We start from the raw sequence: 20,692 nt of genomic DNA on the forward strand, positions 1-20,692 counted from the left end.
CAATGAATGTGTTTTTACAAGTGTGTAACAAAACTTAAAAAATCAACATTTTTTATTAGGATTACTGAAAATATTCGTTACATCATATGTATATCCTTTTTTATGACTCACTTTTTTTCTTTTTTTCTCTTGAAATTGTCCATTTTGTTAGTAGAATTCTTCTGATAACTGCTATATTTTGAAACAATCTAACGCCGAATGCAAACATTCCGACTAAGTACAAGTCTACACCAAGATGGACGCCCAGAAAAGCTAAACTTATTGCGAGTATAATATTAAAGAAGAAGCCTGATACAAACACTAGTTCATCGTATGCCCCTTGCAGATGTGCTCGGATTCCACCAATCAATGTATCAAGCGCAGCAAGTACAGCGAGGGAAAGATAGTTAGAATACTCATTCGGTATCGTAAAATTTGTTAAGAAACCGATCGCAACTCCTATGATTAAGCCAAGTACAGGAAGCCACATTAAGATTTTCCCTCCTTTACATCTTCAAGAGGCTTCAATTCGTTTACTTGAATTGCACCGTCATATGCTTTTAAATGGATTTTTTTCTTCGGCTGGCTCATACTCAAGCTGAAGTTTTCCTGAGCAAACAAATCACCAATATCTGATACATTTAAACGGCTGTATAATTTGTCGGCCTGCTCACTAATCATTTTAATGTTGACTTCATCACTATCTAAGCTGTAACCATCTATTTTTGTCGTGCCATTAATATCTCGAATCACACTTGTATTAATTACACGGCGATCATTGATGGAAATATGTTTTGCCCCAAACATATTGGCTTCATTAATTAACTTTTTCAGAAGATCAGGCGGGATATTTTTCACTTCTTCTCCGGTAAGATCCTTTGAAAAAAGCTGAGAAATTTCAATTTCAATCCCCTCCCCTTCCACTTCTGTAAAACCAGCCTTTTCTTTTAAATCTTTTAACGTTTTTGTTAATTGTGCTTCTTTTGATTGATCTCCTTGATGACCATATTTTTTTAGCATCTCGTCGTATTTATCAATTTCTTTGAGCAAATCCAATTCCTTACTTTTAGATGCAGATAAATCCTCTCTCAGTTCCCAAACATCACGAGTATCACGAACTTTGGGCTTTTGTAAAGAATTAAACTGGATGGAGACCATGATGCCAAATATGATCATTAAAGCTGTTAAACTAAGTAAAGGCTTCTTTTTCCTCAACACCACTCACCTTTTCACTTTTAATCTTTGTTTCTTAAAAGAGGGTTCATACGAATATCCGTTTTCTCAATCGTCATTGAAATGTGATCACTTGTCAGCTGATCGACCACTCCTCCTGCAATATTTAAAGCAGGTATTAACACAGCCGGATCTCCAATACCAGAAATGACAAATGGTGCTGGATGCTGAACACCATCAACTGTGACAACTGGACCATTACAATGTATGTATGATTGGTGTGTGATTCTTTGCCCATTAATAGATACAGCAGAAGCCCCTGATATAAATAGTTCGTTTATCACATGAAAAATGTGGCTCTCATGCACAATGTAATTATTGACATTTTGTCCACTCGGGATATAAGATGCATCTTCAAGAGATACTTTGACCCCTTTTCCTTTTACACCAATCTCTCCTGTAAACATTCTGTATTTCTCAACATCTTCCAGTACATTAAAATACTGCTCTTTTTCATTTTTCAAATTGGACTCTGTCGCTTGAACCTTTGATTGAAGACTATATAATTCTTTTTCGAGTTTCTGATTCGCCTTTTCTTGCTTTGTGAGCTGACTTTTCAGAGAGTATTCTTTTTTCCATTGCTCTGTTCGAATGACATCTGCCTGATGCTGCTTTGTATATTGGTATGAAAAAGAAATCAGAAAACCAAGAACAAGCATGACAATTGAGAATATAACTGTTTTGCCTCTCAACGCTCATCTTCCTTTTTCTTAGATTTAAACGCTTCAAAATACGTAGCGACTTCCATATGGATTGTGCCTTTTTCAGAAGACGAAAGTTCTTTTACAATGGCTGGATAGGTTTTCATTTTATCACCGAATGTTTTAATTGATGCAATCACAGTGTTTCCGTCATTCATATAAAATTTAACTAGCCACTGGTTTGAATTTGTCGGCACATAATATACTTCTGAGATGAGTTCCTGAATAGAGGCTGGCAGCTGATTTAAAGATCTAACGGTTTGCTTCAGCTTCTCCTTATTGTCCCAATCGACAAAAATAGGTCCTGCATGACTCGGTGTAACTTCTTCTGGTAAAGCGGTCCCATTTTCAAGAAGCTCATAATATAGATTTCCCTTTTGAAGATACGCAATATTTGCATATTCTTTGACAGCAATACTGACCTTATTTGGGAAATGCTTTTTGATCCTAACGCTTTTAATCAGTTTATTTTGTTTAATATGATCTGCTGTTATATCTTTATTTAAATTCCAAAACTCTGTTTCGCCTTCTTTAATTTGTGAAAGTTTAACAAGCTGTTTTGTAGAGACATGCTCGTTACCTGTGATGGTTAAAGAAGAAATTTTGCTGATAGGTGTCTGCAAATAAATAATAATTAAAACCATGATAAAAAACAGTAGTATAAAAGAGATCAGTCTCCGATTCGCTTTTTGCTTCCTTTGTTCTTTAATTTTAGGAATTCGCTCTTCTATATTGACGATCTTTTCATTTTCATGATCAGGCCGCATATATACTCTTCACCTCATTCAAAGCTGCTTGTCCACACCTTTGGGTCATCATTTTGATGAGAAAACAAACGGCATTCTTTCATGCCGTTTGTTTTCCTGTGATGCCATCATTCATAAAAACTAGCTGTTAATTTTCTTCACCGATAATTTCTACCTCTGTATGCATATCTACGTTGTAGTCTTCTTTAATTTTCTTTTGGATGTACTGAATTAAGTCCAGCACGTCTTGAGCAGTAGCTCCACCAGCGTTGACAATAAAGTTGCCGTGCATATCAGAAATTCTAGCTCCGCCGATTTGGTATCCTTTTAAATTCGCTTTTTCTACAAGCTGTCCTGCATATTCAGGCAGCGGATTTCGAAAAATACTGCCAGCACATGGCCGGTTATAAGGCTGGGTTTCTTTACGATAATCTTTATTTTGCTGCATTTTCTTTGTGATTTTTTCGCGATCATCCTGTTTGAGCTTAAACACGGCTTCGAGAACAATGCCAGGTCGTTCCTTTTGAAGGACTGATGTTCGATAGCTGAAATTCATCTGTTCATTTGTGAGCCACTCGATGCTTCCATCCTCAAATAAGATTCTAGCTTTCACAAGAATCTTACTGATATCAGATCCATGTGCACCTGCGTTCATATAAACAGCGCCTCCAATAGACCCTGGAATACCAGCTGCGAATTCCAACCCTGAAAGACCCTGCTTACTAAGAGATGTCGCGAGCCTTACGACAGAATAGCCGCCGCCAACTGTAATTTCTTCATCATTTACAGTTAGGTGATCCAGTCCAGCACCTAGCTTGAGAACAACTCCACGAATTCCCTTATCAAGTACAAGTAAATTCGATCCTCTTCCAATGACCGTCCAATTCGTATGGTGTTTTTTCACCTGATCCATGATCGTTTTAACTGCATCGATATCTTTTGGGATGATCAAAAGATCTGCTGGTCCGCCTATTTTCATTGTTGTATGATTAGCAAGCGGCTCATTTTCAAGTACTTTACCAACTTGCGCTTCTAATAATTCATTCTTCAAGTTCTCCATATTACCCTCCGCCTTACCTAATATCATTCCATCATGTAGTCGTAATTTTTTTTAACACATTATATAAACGTGCAGCCGCATCTGGTACTCCGAGTTCTTTCGTTAAACGGCTCATTTGGTTGAGTTTTTCTTCATTACCGGCAATTTCATCAATTGCATGCAGCAGACGATCCCCTGAAAGCTCTGATTCTCTTAAAACAATCGCAGCATCATGTTTTTCAAGTGATCTTGCATTGATTTCCTGATGATTTGCCGTCACGTATGGGCTCGGAATAAAAATGGTTGGGATTCCAAGAGCCGTTACTTCAGCAATTGTTGTAGCTCCCGCTCTTGCAACAATCACATCGATCGATTTCAGGTACTCCGGCATTTGATGCAAGAAAGGTTTTGTGATCATATTAGGTGCTGCACCTTTTTCCTTTAGCTCATTCAACACTTTTTCATAATGAACCTCACCTGTGATATATAAAAGCTGGTAGTTTTTAGCCTTTAAATCATCTTGCATTTCGATCACTGCTCTATTGATAGGAGCAGCACCTCGGCTCCCGCCGAAAATAAGAACCGTTTTTTTCTGTTCATCGAGCCCAAATTCTTTAAGAGATTTCCCCTCTTTTATAGAGACGACTTCAGAGGCTCTAGGGTTTCCCGTAAATACAACCTTTTCAGAAGGAAAATGTGCCTTTGCTTCGTCAAAGCAGATGGCTACTTTATTAACATATCTCGCTAGGAACTTATTTGTAATACCAGGCAGGCTGTTTTGTTCGTGTATAATAGTCGGGATCTTCAGCTTAGAAGCCGCATAAACCACAGGCCCACACACATAACCGCCTGTTCCAATGACCGCATCAGGTTTGAATTCTTTTAAGTAAGATTTGCTTTTTTGAACGCCTTTCAAAAATCTCATCACCGTTTTGACGTTATCAAAGGAAAGCTTTCGTTTAAAACCTGAAATTTCTATCGCCTTGAAAGGGATATTTTCTCTTTCTACAATTTTCTTTTCAAGTCCATTTTCAGTACCGATATATAAAAATTCCACATCAGGATGCAGTCTTTTCACTTCTTTAATAAAGGCTAAGGCCGGATAAATATGTCCGCCTGTTCCGCCTCCACTGATTACTATACGCATTATACCATTTCCCCTCAATTTTTTTCTGCTCTGAACAAAGTATAAACCCTGTTTTAAACAACAGGGCTCCGTTAAAACCTGTAAAGAAGAGTCAAAAAACACGTTTTCGAAACAAAAACTGTCATTTTCACTCTTCAAATCATTTTTTTGTACTTTTGCAAAATAAACGTCAACATGGTTTCATGAGCTTCAGCACGTTAATATCTTGCGTACCTGCTTACATTCAAAAGTACGCCAATCGCCATCAGCATTAATGTCAGTGATGAGCCGCCATAACTAAGGAATGGGAGCGTGATACCTGTCACAGGAATAAGTCCAGTGACAACTGCGATGTTAATCATTACTTGAATGGCAACCATTGAAATAATACCAACTGCCAGGAAACTTCCATATAAATCTGGGGCTCCAAGTGCTATTCGTATGCCTCTCCATAATAGAACACTAAAGAGGAGTAAAATGAGTGATCCCCCTATAAAGCCAAGCTCTTCAGACAATATCGCAAAGATGAAGTCCGTTTGGGGCTCAGGTAAATAGAAGAATTTTTGTCTACTTTGACCAAGTCCCATTCCGAACAGACCACCTGGACCAACAGCGTATAAGGATTGAATAATTTGAAACCCACTGCCTAGCGGATCTTCCCAAGGATTTAAGTACGATGTAATTCGTTTTATTCGGTAGGGTGCTGATAAGACAAGTGCAGCAAACCCGCTGAGTCCTATAAGACCGAGAAATATAAAGTGAGCAATTCTCGCACCTGAAACAAATATCATAATAATACAGGTTCCAACCATCACCGTTCCTGTTCCCAGATCCGGCTGAAGCATAATGATGGCAAATGCAGAAAATACAATGCCTAAAGCTGGGGCAAAACCTTTGCGAAAGGATGTGATATTTTTTTGTTTTTCAGATAAGAATTTTGCAAGAAACGCAATCATCGCAAGCTTCATAAATTCAGAGGGCTGAATACTAAACGCACCGACACCGATCCAGCTTCTTGATCCATTTCTCTCCATACCGATACCAGGAATGAGTACAAGCAGCAAAAGGAGAAAACAAACAGCAATCAATATCTTTGACCAAGTCCGCCACGTCCAATAATCGACTCGCATAATGAAAAACATTGCGATAACTCCGATTCCGGCAAACAAAAGCTGTCTTTTTGCAAAATAAAACGAATCATCAAATTTATACGATGCCCACACAGCACTAGCGCTGTACACCATAATTAAACCAATCGTCAATAAAAGTAACGTAATGACAACAAGCAAAAAATCCGGAGAAGTTTTCTTATTCGTCAAGAGACCGACACCCCAAGCATAATTTCATTTGGGCTGTCAGTCATATGAGAGACAAGCCCTTATTTAAGCATATGCACGGCGTTTACAAACATGTCTCCACGTTCTTCAAATGTTTTATGTTGATCCCAGCTTGCACAGGCCGGAGATAATAAAATCACATCTTCTTCTTCAGATATGTTAAACGCCGCAGGTACTGCTTGTTCAACATTATCGACATGTTTTACATGATGTATTCCAAGCTCTTCACCAAGCTTCAAAAACTTAGGTGCAGTCTCACCAAATGTGATAATTCCTTTTACATGTTTCATAAAAGGTTTCAACTCATCAAATTCATTGCCGCGATCAAGTCCACCTGCTAATAAAATGGTCGGTTGTTCGAAGGCTGACAATGCTTTACTTGTTGCCAAAATATTGGTTGCTTTACTATCGTTATAAAATTTCCGACTCTGAATTGTATCTACAAATTGCAGACGATGCTTCACTCCACTAAATGTCGTGAGAACGTGAACGATTGCTTCATTTGAGCAGCCTGCATTTTTCACAACACAAATAGCTGCCAGAATGTTTTCTTGGTTATGCTCACCAGGAAGGACAACATCCTTTACATCAATGATATGTTCATTCATGTAGTAAATTGCACCATGTTGAATAAACGCACCATGTTCTACTGGCTCTTTCACTGAGAAAAACACTTTTTTTGCTTTTGAACCTTCTGCCAGTTTTACGACCGATGGATCATCTAGGTTAATTACAGCGATATCATCTTCATGTTGATGTGCGAATACTTTCTGCTTTGCTTTTTCATACTCATCACGAGTGTGGTGATAGTCTAAATGTGCATCAAAAATATTTAATATTAAACTGATTTTAGGTCTAAACTCAACTGTTCCCATTAATTGAAAAGAAGAGAGTTCCGTTACGATCCACTCATCGCCAGCTGCATTTGCAGCGACTTCGCTGGCAACTGTTCCAATATTACCCGCCACTAATGTTTTTTGGCTGTCTTTTTTCAGCATTTCATAAATCAAAGTCGTGGTAGTGGTTTTTCCATTCGATCCAGTAATCCCAATAAAAGAGGATGAGGTTAAATGATACGCTAATTCTATTTCCGTCCAAACTGGAATTTGGCGGCGAAGCGCTTCTTGAACCATCACATTTTCATATGGAATTCCTGGATTTTTAATTAAAATCGTAATTTCTTTATCTTCGAATATACGAAGAGGATGACTGCCACAAACGACATCAATCCCCTTTTCAGAAAGTAGCTGAGCAGGTTCGTTTTCTTCAAACGGTTTTTGATCATTTACCGTCACATTTACTCCATGTTCATGAAGAATTGAAGCTGCCGCATATCCGCTTTTTGCAAGACCTAATACTAGTACATGTTCGTTTTTTAACATTTGCATCTTATTCAATTATAACCACACCTCGATGTAAATTCCTAAAACAGCAAGTAATAAACCAGCTGTCCAGAAGGTGACAACTACTCTCCACTCTGACCAGCCAACTAACTCATAGTGGTGGTGAAGCGGACTCATCTTAAAGATTCTTTTGCCAGTTGTTTTAAAGGAGATCACTTGAAGAATAACGGATAGCGTCTCAACAACAAATACTCCACCAATAATGACAAGTAAAATTTCAAGCTTCGTTAAAATCGCATTTGCTACAATGGCTCCGCCTAATGCTAGAGAACCTGTATCACCCATAAATACTTTTGCAGGATGTGCGTTAAACACAAGGAAACCAAGGACGGCTCCTGCAACAGCTACTGAAAAGATCGCTACATCATACTGGGATTGATTCCAAGCCAGTATGGCAAAAGCTCCGAAAGCAATAGCAGCGGTTCCAGATAAGAGACCATCCAGTCCATCCGTTAAGTTCACGGCATTAGAACCTCCGACAAGCATGAAAACGACAAGGATAAAGTAAGCCCATCCTAAATCAAAGCTGACGTCTGTTCCTGGAATGCGAATCGTCGTTGCAAACTGATAATAATGGAAAACTGCATAAAAGATCACTGCGATCACAATTTGACCGATTAATTTCTGTTTCGATGTTAATCCAAGATTTCGTTTCATCGCTACTTTAATATAATCATCTAAAAATCCTAATAGGCCGTAACCAAGTGTGACAAATAACAGTAAAAACATTTCTGGACTAATCTCAGAGAATTTGTTGATCATCACAATCGTAGTAATGGTGATAGAAAAGATAATCATAATTCCGCCCATTGTCGGAGTACCAGATTTCTTTTGGTGAGACTGCGGGCCTTCTTCTCTAATACTTTGACCAAATTTAAGTCTTCTTAAAAACGGTATAAAAATCGGGGATAAAAGAACACTGATTAAAAATCCCATTATGATTGTAAACAATATCACCTGTTCAAGCATCGTTCTTTACTCCTTCCGAATTTCCAAAGCCGTTTTCCATCAGAAAATTGCATTCATTATTATGGTATTCATTCGCGTTCTTCGTATGTTGTTTTTGTACAAAATGCTTCATTTCATTACACTCTTTTCATCATTTTAAGATTTGTTTAGATCTAAAATAGCGTCAACAGCAACCTTTGCATCATCAAAGTCATAGACTTGATCGCCAATGATTTGATATGTCTCATGGCCTTTACCCGCTATTAAGACTGTATCGCCTTTTTTCGCATTGGCAATGGCAAAGAAGATGGCTTGTTTCCGATTCACAAAGCTATGATAATATGCGTCTGGCACCCCATTTTCCATATCTTTTAAAATGGCTGAAGGATCTTCGCTTCTTGGGTTGTCTGATGTAAATACAGGTTCATCTGCATATTTCACAGCGATTTGGGCCATTTGAGGGCGCTTTGTTTTATCACGGTCGCCACCGCAGCCAATCACACAGAAAATTTTGCCCTCTGTTAATTCTCTACACGTTGTGAGGACATTTTCTAAACTGTCAGGTGTATGCGCGTAATCGACGATGACAGGGAAATCTTGATCGCAGTTTACAAGTTCAAATCTGCCTTTGACTCCCTCCAGCTCTTCAATCGCACTAACGATCGACTCAAACGTTAAGCCAGATACGATCCCGACTGATACAGCTGCCAGGATATTATACACATTGAACTTTCCGACGAGGGCAACCGTCACATTCTTGGTGCCGATTGGAGTGACCAAATCAAATTGAGTTCCCTTTGGCATAATTTGAATATTCTTTGCCATGACATCTGCTTTTTGCTCTAAGGCATACGTCATGACTTCAGCAGCTGTGACTTTTTCAAAATAACTCGAAGCCTCATCATCTGCATTTAAAATCGCATGCTTGGGTTTATTATGATGAAAGGCGCTTCCGAGCTGAGAAAATAGCAAGCTTTTCGCATGTTTATATTCTTCCATTGTGTTGTGGTAGTCAAGATGATCCTGCGTAAGGTTTGTGAAAACAGCAATATCATAATCACATCCATGCACCCTGCCAAGATGGAGTGCATGTGATGATACTTCCATAATGGCTGTATCTACATCTTGATCAAGCATCTGTTTAAACGTTTTCTGAAGTGTGACACTTTCAGGTGTGGTGTTTTTCACGTTGAGAATGTCATCATTCACCTTCATATACATCGTACCGATTAAGCCTGTTTTCTTTTCGGCTTTTCTCATCATTTGTTCGATCATGTGTGTTGTTGAGGTTTTTCCGTTTGTGCCTGTGATCCCGATGAGATTCAGCTTATGAGTGGGCTGTTCGTAAAACGCATCAGCTATTCTTGCAAGTGCTCTTTGAGAGTGTTTCACAATAATGACTGGTACATCTGTTATGTTAAGAGGGTGTTCCGCTACAATTGCTGCAGCCCCGCTTTTCACCGCTTTTTCAGCATAATCGTGTCCATCTACTGTATAACCTTTTATACAGACAAAAAGGCTTCCCTTTTTCACCTCTCTTGAATCCATTTCAATGGAAGTGATATCAGGATTTTCGTTTATCAATTCGTTGTTTTCACTTTTAAAGTATGTAAGCAGTTCTTGTAATTTCATTTTCATATCAAACCTCTCAAATTCGTTCACGTGCATGTCTTGTGAAAAAAACACACAGTCTATATTTTATCGTAAAAAAAAGGATACATCCAGCGTATTCCTTAAGTTTCTGTTGGAAAAAACACACTTTGGACTCTTTTTTTCAAACGGTCCTTCTCTTTCAACAAAAAGAGGCAGCCGAATGAGTGCGGCTACCCTCTGTTCATTCTTTATTATTCATCGTTTAAGTATAATCTGATCGTGGAGCCTTCTTTGACCTTTGTCCCAGCAGCAGGTGATTGCTTCACTACTTTACTGCCAGTTCCTGAGGCATCGATCTTTAGGTTGATCAAGAGGGATTCAAGATCTGAAACAGATCCCCCTACAAGATTCGGTACTTCAATGGTTTTTGTGTCCAGCCACTGATACTTCTTTTCAATTTGGCCTTTTCTTTTTTTCACACCCATCTCAGGCAGGCTGTCCCGCATAATATGACCAACAATTGGTGCGGCCACGGTACCACCAAATTGAATGGTGCCTTTTGGGTTATCCACAGCCACATAGACTACAATACTTGGGTCATCTGCAGGCGCAAATCCGATAAACGACACAATGTGGTTATTCTCCATATACTTTCCGTCCTTTACCTTCTGTGCTGTTCCTGTTTTTCCGCCGACCCGATACCCTTCAACAAATGCATTTCGGCCAGTTCCTTGGGCGACTACACTTTCAAGTGCAAACCTGATTTCTTTAGATGTCTCTGCTGAAATCACTTTCTTTTTGGCAATCGGTGATTGCTTTTTCACGACCTCTTTTGTGATTGGATCTATCCATTCTTTTGCAATATAAGGCGTGTAAAGTGTCCCGCCATTTACCGCAGCTGCTACTGCAGCTACTTGCTGAATCGGCGTAACAGATACACCTTGCCCAAAGGCCGTGGTCGCCTGCTCTACAGGACCTACACGATCAAGCGGGAACAAAATCCCCCGCCCTTCCCCTTGAAGGTCGATTCCTGTTTTTTGGCCAAATCCGAAATTTTTAATATAGGAAAATAATTTATCTTTCCCAAGACGGTCTCCTAGCTCTACAAAGCCGGGGTTACAGGAATTTTGAACCACTTCCAAGAATGACTGTGATCCGTGCCCGCCTTTTTTCCAGCACCTGAGTCTTGCACCATCAACTGTCACAGATCCGCTGTCAAAAAATGAATCGCGCTTTAAATTTACTTTCTTTTCTTCTAATGCTGCTGCAAGTGTAATAATTTTAAACGTCGAACCCGGCTCATATGTGCTCCACACCGGAAGATTTCGGTTAAACACTTTTGGGTCAACTGATTGATAGTCAGCTGGATCAAAATCTGGTCTGCTTGACATTCCCAGCACTTCACCATTTTTCGGATTCATCGCAATCGCAATCATACCATCTGGATTATACTTTGCCTGCGCATTGTCTAATTCCCGTTCTATAATGGTTTGTACTTTTGAATCGACTGTTAATTTCATATCAAGACCATCTTTAGGTGGTGTATAATCGTCTGCTTCATCTGGCATTTTCTGCCCTTTTGCATCGGAATAAAACTTTACAGAGCCTTTTTCGCCTTTTAAGTCATCGTCATAGTAGGCTTCCAGTCCAAGTAAACCTTGATTATCGATTCCAGCAAAGCCCAGTACATGTGAAAGAAAGCTGCCAAACGGATAATGTCTGATGCTGTCTTCTGCTACATACACACCTTCTAAATCAAGCTCTCTTACTTCTTTTGCTTTTTCATGAGATACCTTTCTGCCCTCAGGAGAAATTCGTTCAATTGATGTTTTCTTCGTGACATGCTTGTACGCTTTCTCTTCAGACATATTCAGTACTGCTGCCAATTTCTTGCTTGTTTCTGCGGGATCTTTAATTTGCCGAGGGACGACCAATATAGATGGGGCACTTTTGTTCGTCGCAAGCTCTACCCCATTCCGGTCCAAAATATCTCCCCTTTCCGGTTCGAATGGAAGGTTTCGGCTCCATGAATCTTTTGCTAAGCTTGTCAGCTTCTCGCCCATAATAAACTGCACATATCCTAATCTAGTATCTATGATGAAAAAAATGATCACCCCAAACAGCAGCACGAAAAGCAATCGTTTTCTCACTGTTACACTTGACACTCGCACGCCCGGTTCACTCCTTACATATGGCTTGTTTTCATCATATGCAGGCCCGTCCTTTTGTAGAACGCTACGTGATATTCAGCTGGAGCAAAAGAAAAAACCTAGCAAGCGGTTTGCTAGGTTTAAAGTTAATTTGGGCTTTTAAATGTCACAGTGACGACTTTGTCTGAAATCTCCGCTCCACTTTTGACACTTTGTTTTACAGCATATCCTTGTCCATTTGTTTCTATATGCACACCGGAAATCGAAGCATATTGAAGGACTTCCCTTCTGGACCAGCCTGTCATGTCAGGCATCTTAATGGTTTTCCCTGCTGTTTTCAAGAAGACTTTCTGGCTTTCAGAGAATTCAGAGCCCGCACTCGGCCACTGGCGTTTAATAGACAGGCCGTCGCCGATGACAACAGGCGCTAAGTGTTTATTTTTGGCTTCTGTTTCTGCCTGCTTCACTTCTAAATCAAGGAATGAAGGCATCGTTTCTTGTTTCACTTTTTGTTCGCCTGATTTTTTATCGTCTGTTTTTGTTGGTGCAATATTTAAATATAGCAGACTATTTTTCATCACAGGGTTAAAGATTTGAGAAACCGGGGCAGACCCTGTTTCTGTTTCAGACAGCTGCGGCTGCTGTACAGCTACATAAACAAGCAGCTTCGGATCATCTTTTGGCGCCATTCCCATAAATGAAAAGACGTAATCGTTTCTTCCTTGGAGGTAACCGCCGGCACCCCCAATTTGCCCCGTTCCTGTTTTTCCAGCAACGTCGAATCCTTTGATTTGGTAAGGCTGACCTGTTCCAATTTTTGAGGAAACAACCTCACCTAAAATGTCGCGAACTTGCTTCGCTGTATCAGATGAAATCGGTTTTCCTGCTGCTGTTGGTTCGTGCTGCAAAATCGTTTTGTTTGTATTCGGGTCTGTAATATGGTCAATGACATATGGCTTCATCATTGTTCCGCCGTTTGCTATCGCTGTGGCTGCTTCGATTTGTTGAATCGGTGTGATGGCTGACGCTTGACCATAAGCCGTCGATGCTTTGTCATATTCGTATCTATAATTGATTTTGCTAGACGCTTCGTTCGGCAAGTCAATCCCCGTTTTGTCATAGAAATGGAACTTCTGCAAATATTGTTCGTATCGTGTGAAGCCTAGTTTTTCTTTCGCCAGCTTTGCAAAGGCCACGTTTGATGAGCGGAGAACCCCTTGATGAAAGTCAATTTTCCCCCAGCCATTTCCGTTGTTGTGGTCTCTCACAAGGCCGCCGCCTACTTTATAAGTACCAGATTGATATTTGTCACTGCCTTGATAGACCCCTTCTTGGATCGCCGCAGCGAGGGTAAAGATCTTCATCGTCGAACCTGGTTCAAACGCATATGAAATGACATCATTGTTATAATTCGTAATGTTTAGTTCATTTAAATTAAAGCTTGGCCGCTGCCCCATCGCGAGAACCTTTCCAGTTTTCGGATCAACGACTGTGGCAATGATTTTCTTCGGCTTATACTTTTTGGCAACCTGCGTCATACTTTCTTCAAGAAACGCTTGAATTTTTTGATCGATGGTCAGCGTGACATTTTTCCCGTCTTTCGGGGCGACAATGTCTTCTTTACTATTCGGCAAGGCCCATCCGCTTCTGTCACTGTTATATGTCACATAGCCGTCTTTTTCTTTTAAATATTTGTTCAGTGCCTTCTCAAGTCCCATTGCACCTGACATGTCCTTTGTCGCCTCATCTAATCTGGCATAACCGATCAGGTTAGAAGCAAACATGCCGTTTGGATAATATCGCTTCGTGTCTTTTTCAAATGCGACCCCTGGAAGCTTTAGCTTTTCAATTTTTTCCTTCGTTGAAAAACTAATATCTTTCCCCGCTTTACCAAACTCAACTTGGAATGCATCTTTTGTATTGAGACGCTTTAAAATTTCGCTTTCACTCATATCGATAACTTTTGAGAGCTCTTTTGCCGTCTTTTCTTTATCGACGACATGCATTGGGTGCTTAGGGTCCACTGTCATTTTCTTGCTCATGACCGCAATGAGCTTATACACAGATGTATCCTCAGCAATCACATTTCCATTCCGGTCTAAAATAGACCCTCTTTTGGCTTCAAGTGTTTTCTTCGATTGATATTGTTCATTAGCCTTGGCGGCTAACACTTGTCCATCAACCGTTCCTGTAATCTGAATATAGATAAAACGTGCTAGGATGATAAAGAAAAACAGGGCGAAGCAAATACTTGCAATTGCCGCGCCTCTGTTCATCATTTTATTCTTTTTAGGCATCGCCATGTTAATCGACCTTCTTAACATCTTTCGATATGCTCAAGCCTGCTTTTTTCGCGGCTTCGATGATTCTTTCTGGTTCACTCAGCAAGTCTTTTTCCTTTTGAAGCTCAGTGATCTTCTTCGATTCTAAAGATACTTGCTGTTCTAATTTCTGCACTTCAATATTGGCGTGATAGACAGCAAAGGCTTTAGAAATGATGAGAATGGAGCTGCACATAAGAGCCATGACAAACATGACAAGTAAGATTTTTTCACCAAGTGTGATAGAACCTCTTCTTTTAATGACAACCGATTGGCCTTGCTGCTCTGTTTGATGTTGCTTCACTTCTCTTTGATAAGCCAAATTACTCATAAGAAACCTCCTTTTTATCATCATCTATGGTGTCGTTTTACTTTTTTTCTGCAATTCGGAGCTTCGCTGAACGGGCACGGTTGTTATGTTCCAGCTCTTGTTCTGATGCAACGATCGGTTTTCTCGTGATCAGCTTCAGCTTTGGTTCAAGTCCTTCTGGAATCACTGGTAGTCCGTGCGGAAGTTCTGGAAGAGAAGACATTTCTCTAAATGTACTTTTACAAATCCGGTCTTCAAGTGAATGGAATGTAATGACAGAAATTCTCCCCTTCGGATTGAGTAACTCTATTGCTTGTTCTAGTGCTTCTTCAAATACTTTCAATTCATCATTTACGGCAATTCGGATCGCTTGAAACACTCTTTTCGCTGGATGTCCGCCAGTTCGTCTTGCAGGTGCCGGAATTCCTTCTTTGATAATGTCGACAAGCTCACCCGTTGTTTCAATTGGCGCTTTTTTTCTTGCTTCTTCAATTTTGCGTGCGATTTGCTTGCTGAATTTTTCTTCCCCATATTTGTAGAAAATCCGAACTAGATCTTCAAATGGCCATTCATTCACCACTTTTTTTGCCGACAATGCGGCTGATTGATCCATTCGCATGTCAAGAGGTGCATCATGGTGATAACTAAAGCCTCTCTCTGGTGTGTCGAGCTGAGGAGATGAAACCCCAAGGTCAAAAATCACACCGTCTACGCTTGTAATACCTTGTTCATTCAGACGTTCTTTTAAATATCGGAAGTTACTTTTTATGAAAAGAATGTTCGCTTTAGCATCCGCGAGCTTCTCTCGTGCATGATCCAGTGCAGCATCGTCTTGGTCAAATCCAATCAATGTTCCTTTTTCTGATAATTGAGATAGTAAATATGAGCTATGACCTGCTCCGCCCAGCGTGCAGTCCACATATGTACCGTCTTCTTTTACGTTTAAACCGTCAACTGTTTCTTTTAATAATACTGTCTCATGTTGAAACATGATGTTATGGTCCCACCTTTTTCAAATAGAAATGAATGTGTAGAAAGCTTGCTGCACAAGGGATTATTATATATCAAATCCAATCATGTTTTCAGCAATTTCAGCAAAAGAATCTTCTTGCTCTTCTGTATATTGTTCCCAGATCGACTTACTCCACAACTCAATTCGATTTGAAACGCCGATGACCACACATTCTTTTTCGAGTTTTGCATATTGGAGTAGGTTTGATGCGATGTTTATACGCCCCTGCTTGTCCAGATCGCATTCGACTGCGCCAGAGAAGAAGAACCGGGTAAACGCACGTGCATCTTTTTTCGTTAGCGGTAGTGCTTTGAGTTTCTCTTCGATTAGTTTCCACTCACTCATAGGGTAGCCAAATAAACATTGATCAAGCCCTCTCGTCAGCACAAACTGTTCTCCGAGACCGTCTCTAAATTTAGCAGGGATGATCATGCGCCCTTTTGTATCAATCGTATGCTGGTATTCACCCATGAACATGATAATCAGAGCCCCACTTTCTCACCCTTACTCTCCACTATCCACCACTTCTCTCCACAAAACTTATTCTACACTGTTTCTACATAAAAAAAAACCCTGAACTAGTCAGGGTTCATTAAAACTTTATTTCAAAGTTTGACAATTTGTTGCTTGTTTTGAAATGAAAATGGCAGATTTTTGAACGTTTTGAAGAATTCTGGTCCATATTTGTTTAAAAAATACATGATATTCCAAATTCTTTCTTGCGGGGCGTCCAGTGGTTTTAAACTATTTTCAATCCGTTCAAAGTCCCGAAGGATATATCCTTCCTTCTCTTCCACACGCTGCGCCACCTTTTGATAAACAAATTGAAGCTGGTCTTCGATAAATTTGGCATTTTTATCTAGCAGCTGCTCGAAGTTTGGTTCAATCTCCAGTGCTTCTTGTCTCATCACGCCATGAGCATTCTCTAATTCACGTTTGGCCTGTTGAACTGCTTGAACAAAGCTGTCTGGAAGACTTTGTTCAAAGTGCGCTTCTTTCTTTTCATTCACTCCGCTTGTCAGCACTTCTTCTACCGACAGTTCTCTAACCGGCAGTTTCTTGTTGATGTGCCTTTCAAGAATGGTCACATGCAGTCTCGGAAGAACAGGCGCCATCTTCAATTTAAAATGCTCAAAGATTCCTTTCAGTTCTCCCCAATAGTTAACCTCACCGTGTCCTGCCATAAAAGCAAGTGTTGGTAGAAGGGTTTCCTGCATCAAGGGACGCGTCACCACATTGTTGCTAAACCGTTCTGGGTGCTCCTCAACTTCCTGCAGAAGCTCTTCCTTTGTCCATGTAAGCCCCACTTCTGATATAGAAAACCGGCCGTTCTCTTTCTCAATTAGGAAACGTTCCTCATCATATTCGTAAAATAGGTTTGCCTGACTGTCACCAGCTTCAATGATCGGCTGATATCCTGCTCGTTTCATGGCGGCCTGCGTGTCTTTTAAGCGAGCAGTGACTGCATCATTTGTCTCGACAATGTGCTTGAATAACGCACGCTCAAGCGGTTTGACACCTAAGTCGCCTGAATTAAATAAAAGCAGCCCATCTTCTTCAAAGAGGTCACTTACAATCCATTCAAAGAAATCAGTAAAGGTTTGTGATTTGCGTAAACATCGAAGAAGCTGATCAAGCAAGTCATTGGTATACGCAGATTCTTCATATGTTGAAAACACATCACGGAGCCATTTCTCGGTTTTTTCTTGATCAAGCGGGATTCTTTTCGCAGCCGCTTTTTTGACGTTATGTAATGGCAGCTTTTGTTTCACTGGTCCTTTTTCGCCAGACGTGTATACAAAATTAATTTCATCTACGTCATGATCCTCACCGGCTACCCAAAAGACCGGAATCACAGGGACCCCAAGCTCTGTTTCTTTTTCTTTTGCAAACTGAATGATGGATATGATTTTATGTATGGTATAAAGCGGTCCTGTTAATAGACCAGCCTGCTGTCCTCCAACCACCATGACACTCCGTTCATCACGGATCTTTTCAATGTTCTGACGCATCGCTTCCGATTCAAACTTTGCATGGTATGCGCTCATATAATCCGCTAAAGCCTCGCGCGGGAAGCTCATTTCCATGAGATCGTCGTATCTCTTTTTCCATGTGTGCTCAGAATGTATATCATAATCAAAAAAAGTCGTCATCTCTTTTTTTTCTTCTATATAATCACGTATGAATAAATTCTGACTTCGGATGGAAAGTTCAGTCAATTGCATGTTTAGAACTTCCTTTCTTCAATAAATAGTTAGTTTCCCGAAAAAAGTATAGCATGTAAATGATCTCACTCAAAAGATTTTGTTTGCTTTTTTTCCAATACTTCCAAGCTTCGATAAAAGAAAGTGAGATGTGGCGCCAGAATCTCTTGAGCTTGAGCCTTTTTTAAAAGATAGCCAACGATGGCTTTTCTTTCGGTTTGGCGGCCTTTCACTATATCTTGAAGCATAGACGACTGATTAGCAGCCGTTTTCTCACAAATAGAGATGACATAAGGCCAGAGCCGCTCTTTTTCAGACAAGCCCAAGATGGATACCGCTTCTTCAAATGCACATTTCATCATGTATTCATATGAGGGGTTTGCGATCAATTCCCCGTTTCTCACATGCAGCAAAGCTGTCAGCGGGTTAATACAGACATTGACAAGCAGTTTTTCTTCCAGCACCTTTTTCCATTCATCCGTATAGATCATTTGAAAATGAGATGATGTCTCATTCAATGCATTTTTTATATCAGCTGCTTCCTCATGCTGAAATGCCCCCCACTTGATAACACCGATACCTGTATGGTCCACTGCATGATCTGACATCTTCATAGCCCCGTGCTCTACCACACCTATATATAATGAATGTGCCGTTTTCCAATTCTCCAAATCTAATAAGTGAGCCATTCCGTTCTGTAAAAATAAGATACGCTGACGAGGTAATGTCGTTAGTTCATCGAGCACATCTTGCAAATGATGATATTTCACCGTCACGATGAGCAAATCAAATACTCCTGTTATTCCTGTCTGTGCATGAACAGCCGCCTGACATGTTTCTCCTTTTACTGTTCGCTGAATGCCTGATGCTCGAATCTCTTCTGCCTGCTCTTTTCTTCTTGTAATGACCGTGATGTCATGATGCTGTGATAAATAACTAGCACAAAGCAGACCAATCGCACCGCCGCCAATGATTCCAATGTTCAACTGCCGCACTTCCCTTTTTCTGTTTACTTCATTATATCAATTATTGTAACAGGTTCATGTCGTGATGCAAAAAGCAGATGGCGCGCTATGATTGAATTTTTTTAATTTAAAAACTATAATAATAAGTGTAAAAACTTTTCGAGGCGGGTGGGATGAAAACGCCTTCAATGACATCACTGTCGACATTATGTGTGTAAGGGGGAAGATCATATGGCACAAGTAAAACGACTTCTAATTAATTACAAAACTTTAGAGGAATTTAAACAATTTAAGGAATACGGCATACAAGAGCTATCCATGCTTGAAGACCTTGAAAGCAATATGATTGAAAATGACAGCAACTCTCCATTTTACGGGATTTATTTTGGAGATAAGCTAGTGGCACGTATGAGCCTTTATCAAGTGGACGGCTCAACGACAACGTATTTTAACCACAACCATGATTATTTAGAGCTGTGGAAGCTGGAAGTGCTTCCTGGGTATCAGCGCAAAGGGTACGGCGAAGCACTTGTTGAATTCGCCAAATCGTTCGGGTTGCCAATTCGGACCAATCCGCGCGTCAAATCAGCCGGTTTTTGGGATAAAATGGGCTTTGAAGCAGTAAAATATGATATGGAGCGCGATAAGGGTGAAAATCCACTCATCTGGGAGCCCGCTCATATTCAAAAAAATACAGGTGAATCCGCTTAAAGACTGATCACAAAACGCCCCTCCTTTCTCTGTGAGGGGCGTCTCTTTATTTAGCATATTCTTTTAAGCTGATATTCTGTTTGACTCTTTCAACAATACCAATGAGTGCCCGGTAATCTTCTTCTGTCATTTTTAATTGCCGCTTCAAGTGTTCATTTTCTTCTGTAAGTGACTTCAATTGATGCTGTGCATCTGCCAGTTTCTCGCGTAAATGAGCAGGTCCATCAGGTTCTTTTTCAAGCTGCTCTAAAAACTGAATCACTTCTCGAAGGGTCAATTCAGCCTGAATTGAAGATGTCTTCTCTTCTATGGTTAACGCATGCTGTGGTAAACCAGAGGAATGAATACCGATTTTTTTACGCAGTTCTTTCCGCTGTTTTTTCGCCAGCTCTATGCCTGCCTGATATTGTTTTCTAACGTATGAGTTCCACCTGAAACCACATGCTGCAGCTGTTCTTGACAATGCTTTCCCGACTTCCTCAAATGCGGAAAGCTGCGTTCCTCCATCTCGAATGTGCCTTAAGACGACTTCTGCTAAAAGTAAATCTTCATCTTGTGTCCATGCGTCCTGCCTTGTAATCGTCAATTGATCATCCCCCCTGAATCTGAATACCACATCATATGCGCCTACTAGAGTAGATAGACTATTTGCAGGAGAGAAACCTAAAAAATAGACAAATAAAAAAACGCAAGGGAAGATTCCCTCACGTTTTTTTATCAAGCATTAGTTGCTTTTTACGTCTTTGCCTTTGTATGTTCCGCAAGATTTGCAGACACGATGAGAAATTTTCATTTCACCGCATTCTGGGCAAGCTACCATACCAGGTACTTGTAGTTTGAAATGCGTACGACGCAATCTTTTTTTCATTTTAGAAGTTCTTCTAAAAGGTACAGCCATTATTCCCACCTCCTTA

The 20,692-nt window shown here is 40.2% G+C and carries 20 protein-coding genes; 1 reads left to right on the forward strand and 19 read right to left on the reverse strand.

Translation table 11 applies throughout. The features are described 5' to 3' along the window. Positions 1-100: 100 nt before the first annotated feature. From C6Y01_RS02495 to C6Y01_RS02580, 17 genes are all read right to left on the reverse strand, one after another. Positions 101-469: a small basic family protein gene (locus tag C6Y01_RS02495; protein WP_003210988.1), complete on the reverse strand. Its 369-nt coding sequence runs from the start codon at positions 467-469 to the stop codon at positions 101-103. Next, positions 469-1,194: a DUF881 domain-containing protein gene (locus tag C6Y01_RS02500; RefSeq protein WP_066030945.1), complete on the reverse strand. Its 726-nt coding sequence runs from the start codon at positions 1,192-1,194 to the stop codon at positions 469-471. The genes C6Y01_RS02495 and C6Y01_RS02500 overlap by 1 nt, the downstream gene beginning before the upstream one ends. A 20-nt stretch (positions 1,195-1,214) precedes the next feature. Next, complete coding sequence (locus tag C6Y01_RS02505; RefSeq protein ID WP_060596192.1) at positions 1,215-1,904, reverse strand: DUF881 domain-containing protein; 690 nt, start codon at positions 1,902-1,904, stop codon at positions 1,215-1,217. After that, positions 1,901-2,680: a cell division protein FtsQ/DivIB gene (locus C6Y01_RS02510; RefSeq protein ID WP_060596191.1), complete on the reverse strand. Its 780-nt coding sequence runs from the start codon at positions 2,678-2,680 to the stop codon at positions 1,901-1,903. The genes C6Y01_RS02505 and C6Y01_RS02510 overlap by 4 nt, the downstream gene beginning before the upstream one ends. Positions 2,681-2,807: 127 nt before the next feature. Beyond that, a complete protein-coding gene (murB, locus tag C6Y01_RS02515) occupies positions 2,808-3,719 on the reverse strand; it encodes a UDP-N-acetylmuramate dehydrogenase (protein ID WP_034662552.1) in 912 nt (303 codons plus the stop codon). A 31-nt stretch (positions 3,720-3,750) separates the two neighbouring features. Next, positions 3,751-4,845: an undecaprenyldiphospho-muramoylpentapeptide beta-N-acetylglucosaminyltransferase gene (gene murG, locus C6Y01_RS02520; protein WP_106037786.1), complete on the reverse strand. Its 1,095-nt coding sequence runs from the start codon at positions 4,843-4,845 to the stop codon at positions 3,751-3,753. Between the two features lie 197 nt (positions 4,846-5,042). Next, a complete protein-coding gene (spoVE, locus tag C6Y01_RS02525) occupies positions 5,043-6,143 on the reverse strand; it encodes a stage V sporulation protein E (protein ID WP_003212197.1) in 1,101 nt (366 codons plus the stop codon). Positions 6,144-6,202: 59 nt separating this feature from the next. Then, positions 6,203-7,549, reverse strand: coding sequence for a UDP-N-acetylmuramoyl-L-alanine--D-glutamate ligase (gene murD / locus C6Y01_RS02530; protein WP_411266051.1), 1,347 nt, complete (start codon positions 7,547-7,549; stop codon positions 6,203-6,205). A 9-nt stretch (positions 7,550-7,558) separates the two neighbouring features. After that, the gene (gene mraY, locus C6Y01_RS02535; RefSeq protein WP_106037788.1) at positions 7,559-8,533 is read right to left on the reverse strand and encodes a phospho-N-acetylmuramoyl-pentapeptide-transferase; all 975 of its coding nucleotides are present in this window, start codon (positions 8,531-8,533) and stop codon (positions 7,559-7,561) included. Positions 8,534-8,668: 135 nt separating this feature from the next. Continuing rightward, positions 8,669-10,144, reverse strand: a complete 1,476-nt coding sequence (locus tag C6Y01_RS02540; RefSeq protein WP_034663857.1) for a UDP-N-acetylmuramoyl-L-alanyl-D-glutamate--2,6-diaminopimelate ligase — start codon at positions 10,142-10,144, stop codon at positions 8,669-8,671. A gap of 212 nt (positions 10,145-10,356) precedes the next feature. Beyond that, positions 10,357-12,276 carry a stage V sporulation protein D gene (locus tag C6Y01_RS02545; protein WP_106036772.1) on the reverse strand — a complete coding sequence of 640 codons (1,920 nt, stop codon included), beginning with the start codon at positions 12,274-12,276 and terminating at the stop codon, positions 10,357-10,359. Positions 12,277-12,401: 125 nt separating this feature from the next. Next, a complete protein-coding gene (locus tag C6Y01_RS02555) occupies positions 12,402-14,552 on the reverse strand; it encodes a penicillin-binding protein (RefSeq protein WP_223249879.1) in 2,151 nt (716 codons plus the stop codon). 7 nt (positions 14,553-14,559) lie between these two features. Next, complete coding sequence (ftsL, locus tag C6Y01_RS02560) at positions 14,560-14,907, reverse strand: cell division protein FtsL (RefSeq protein ID WP_012009864.1); 348 nt, start codon at positions 14,905-14,907, stop codon at positions 14,560-14,562. Positions 14,908-14,944: 37 nt separating this feature from the next. Continuing rightward, positions 14,945-15,877: a 16S rRNA (cytosine(1402)-N(4))-methyltransferase RsmH gene (gene rsmH, locus C6Y01_RS02565; protein ID WP_034662564.1), complete on the reverse strand. Its 933-nt coding sequence runs from the start codon at positions 15,875-15,877 to the stop codon at positions 14,945-14,947. A gap of 66 nt (positions 15,878-15,943) precedes the next feature. After that, positions 15,944-16,375: a division/cell wall cluster transcriptional repressor MraZ gene (gene mraZ, locus C6Y01_RS02570; protein WP_003211163.1), complete on the reverse strand. Its 432-nt coding sequence runs from the start codon at positions 16,373-16,375 to the stop codon at positions 15,944-15,946. A 128-nt stretch (positions 16,376-16,503) separates the two neighbouring features. Continuing rightward, positions 16,504-18,123 carry a bacillithiol biosynthesis cysteine-adding enzyme BshC gene (gene bshC, locus C6Y01_RS02575; RefSeq protein ID WP_106037790.1) on the reverse strand — a complete coding sequence of 540 codons (1,620 nt, stop codon included), beginning with the start codon at positions 18,121-18,123 and terminating at the stop codon, positions 16,504-16,506. Positions 18,124-18,188: 65 nt separating this feature from the next. Further along, complete coding sequence (locus tag C6Y01_RS02580) at positions 18,189-19,088, reverse strand: 2-dehydropantoate 2-reductase (protein WP_034662569.1); 900 nt, start codon at positions 19,086-19,088, stop codon at positions 18,189-18,191. 210 nt (positions 19,089-19,298) lie between these two features. Here C6Y01_RS02580 and C6Y01_RS02585 point away from each other — a divergent pair, with 210 nt between their 5' ends. Beyond that, positions 19,299-19,778, forward strand: coding sequence for an N-acetyltransferase (locus tag C6Y01_RS02585; protein ID WP_003211702.1), 480 nt, complete (start codon positions 19,299-19,301; stop codon positions 19,776-19,778). Between the two features lie 46 nt (positions 19,779-19,824). Here C6Y01_RS02585 and gerR read toward each other — a convergent pair whose 3' ends face one another. Further along, a complete protein-coding gene (gene gerR / locus C6Y01_RS02590; RefSeq protein WP_034662572.1) occupies positions 19,825-20,364 on the reverse strand; it encodes a sporulation-specific transcriptional regulator GerR in 540 nt (179 codons plus the stop codon). Positions 20,365-20,502: 138 nt separating this feature from the next. Continuing rightward, positions 20,503-20,676 (reverse strand): 50S ribosomal protein L32, encoded by a 174-nt coding sequence (gene rpmF, locus C6Y01_RS02595; protein ID WP_008354700.1) that lies wholly within the window; start codon positions 20,674-20,676, stop codon positions 20,503-20,505. Positions 20,677-20,692: the final 16 nt, after the last annotated feature.

The organism is Bacillus sp. NMCC46, from assembly GCF_002998465.1.
Classification (GTDB): domain Bacteria; phylum Bacillota; class Bacilli; order Bacillales; family Bacillaceae; genus Bacillus.

Coding starts and splice junctions, on each gene's coding strand:
- C6Y01_RS02495 (WP_003210988.1), bottom strand. CDS start 469: ATGTGGCTTCCTGTACTTGGCTTAATCATAGGAGTTGCGATCGGTTTC.
- C6Y01_RS02510 (WP_060596191.1), bottom strand. CDS start 2,680: ATGCGGCCTGATCATGAAAATGAAAAGATCGTCAATATAGAAGAGCGA.
- murB (WP_034662552.1), bottom strand. CDS start 3,719: ATGGAGAACTTGAAGAATGAATTATTAGAAGCGCAAGTTGGTAAAGTA.
- murG (WP_106037786.1), bottom strand. CDS start 4,845: ATGCGTATAGTAATCAGTGGAGGCGGAACAGGCGGACATATTTATCCG.
- murD (WP_411266051.1), bottom strand. CDS start 7,549: ATGCAAATGTTAAAAAACGAACATGTACTAGTATTAGGTCTTGCAAAA.
- mraY (WP_106037788.1), bottom strand. CDS start 8,533: ATGCTTGAACAGGTGATATTGTTTACAATCATAATGGGATTTTTAATC.
- C6Y01_RS02540 (WP_034663857.1), bottom strand. CDS start 10,144: ATGAAATTACAAGAACTGCTTACATACTTTAAAAGTGAAAACAACGAA.
- C6Y01_RS02555 (WP_223249879.1), bottom strand. CDS start 14,552: ATGCCTAAAAAGAATAAAATGATGAACAGAGGCGCGGCAATTGCAAGT.
- ftsL (WP_012009864.1), bottom strand. CDS start 14,907: ATGAGTAATTTGGCTTATCAAAGAGAAGTGAAGCAACATCAAACAGAG.
- rsmH (WP_034662564.1), bottom strand. CDS start 15,877: ATGTTTCAACATGAGACAGTATTATTAAAAGAAACAGTTGACGGTTTA.
- mraZ (WP_003211163.1), bottom strand. CDS start 16,375: ATGTTCATGGGTGAATACCAGCATACGATTGATACAAAAGGGCGCATG.
- bshC (WP_106037790.1), bottom strand. CDS start 18,123: ATGCAATTGACTGAACTTTCCATCCGAAGTCAGAATTTATTCATACGT.
- C6Y01_RS02585 (WP_003211702.1), top strand. CDS start 19,299: ATGGCACAAGTAAAACGACTTCTAATTAATTACAAAACTTTAGAGGAA.
- rpmF (WP_008354700.1), bottom strand. CDS start 20,676: ATGGCTGTACCTTTTAGAAGAACTTCTAAAATGAAAAAAAGATTGCGT.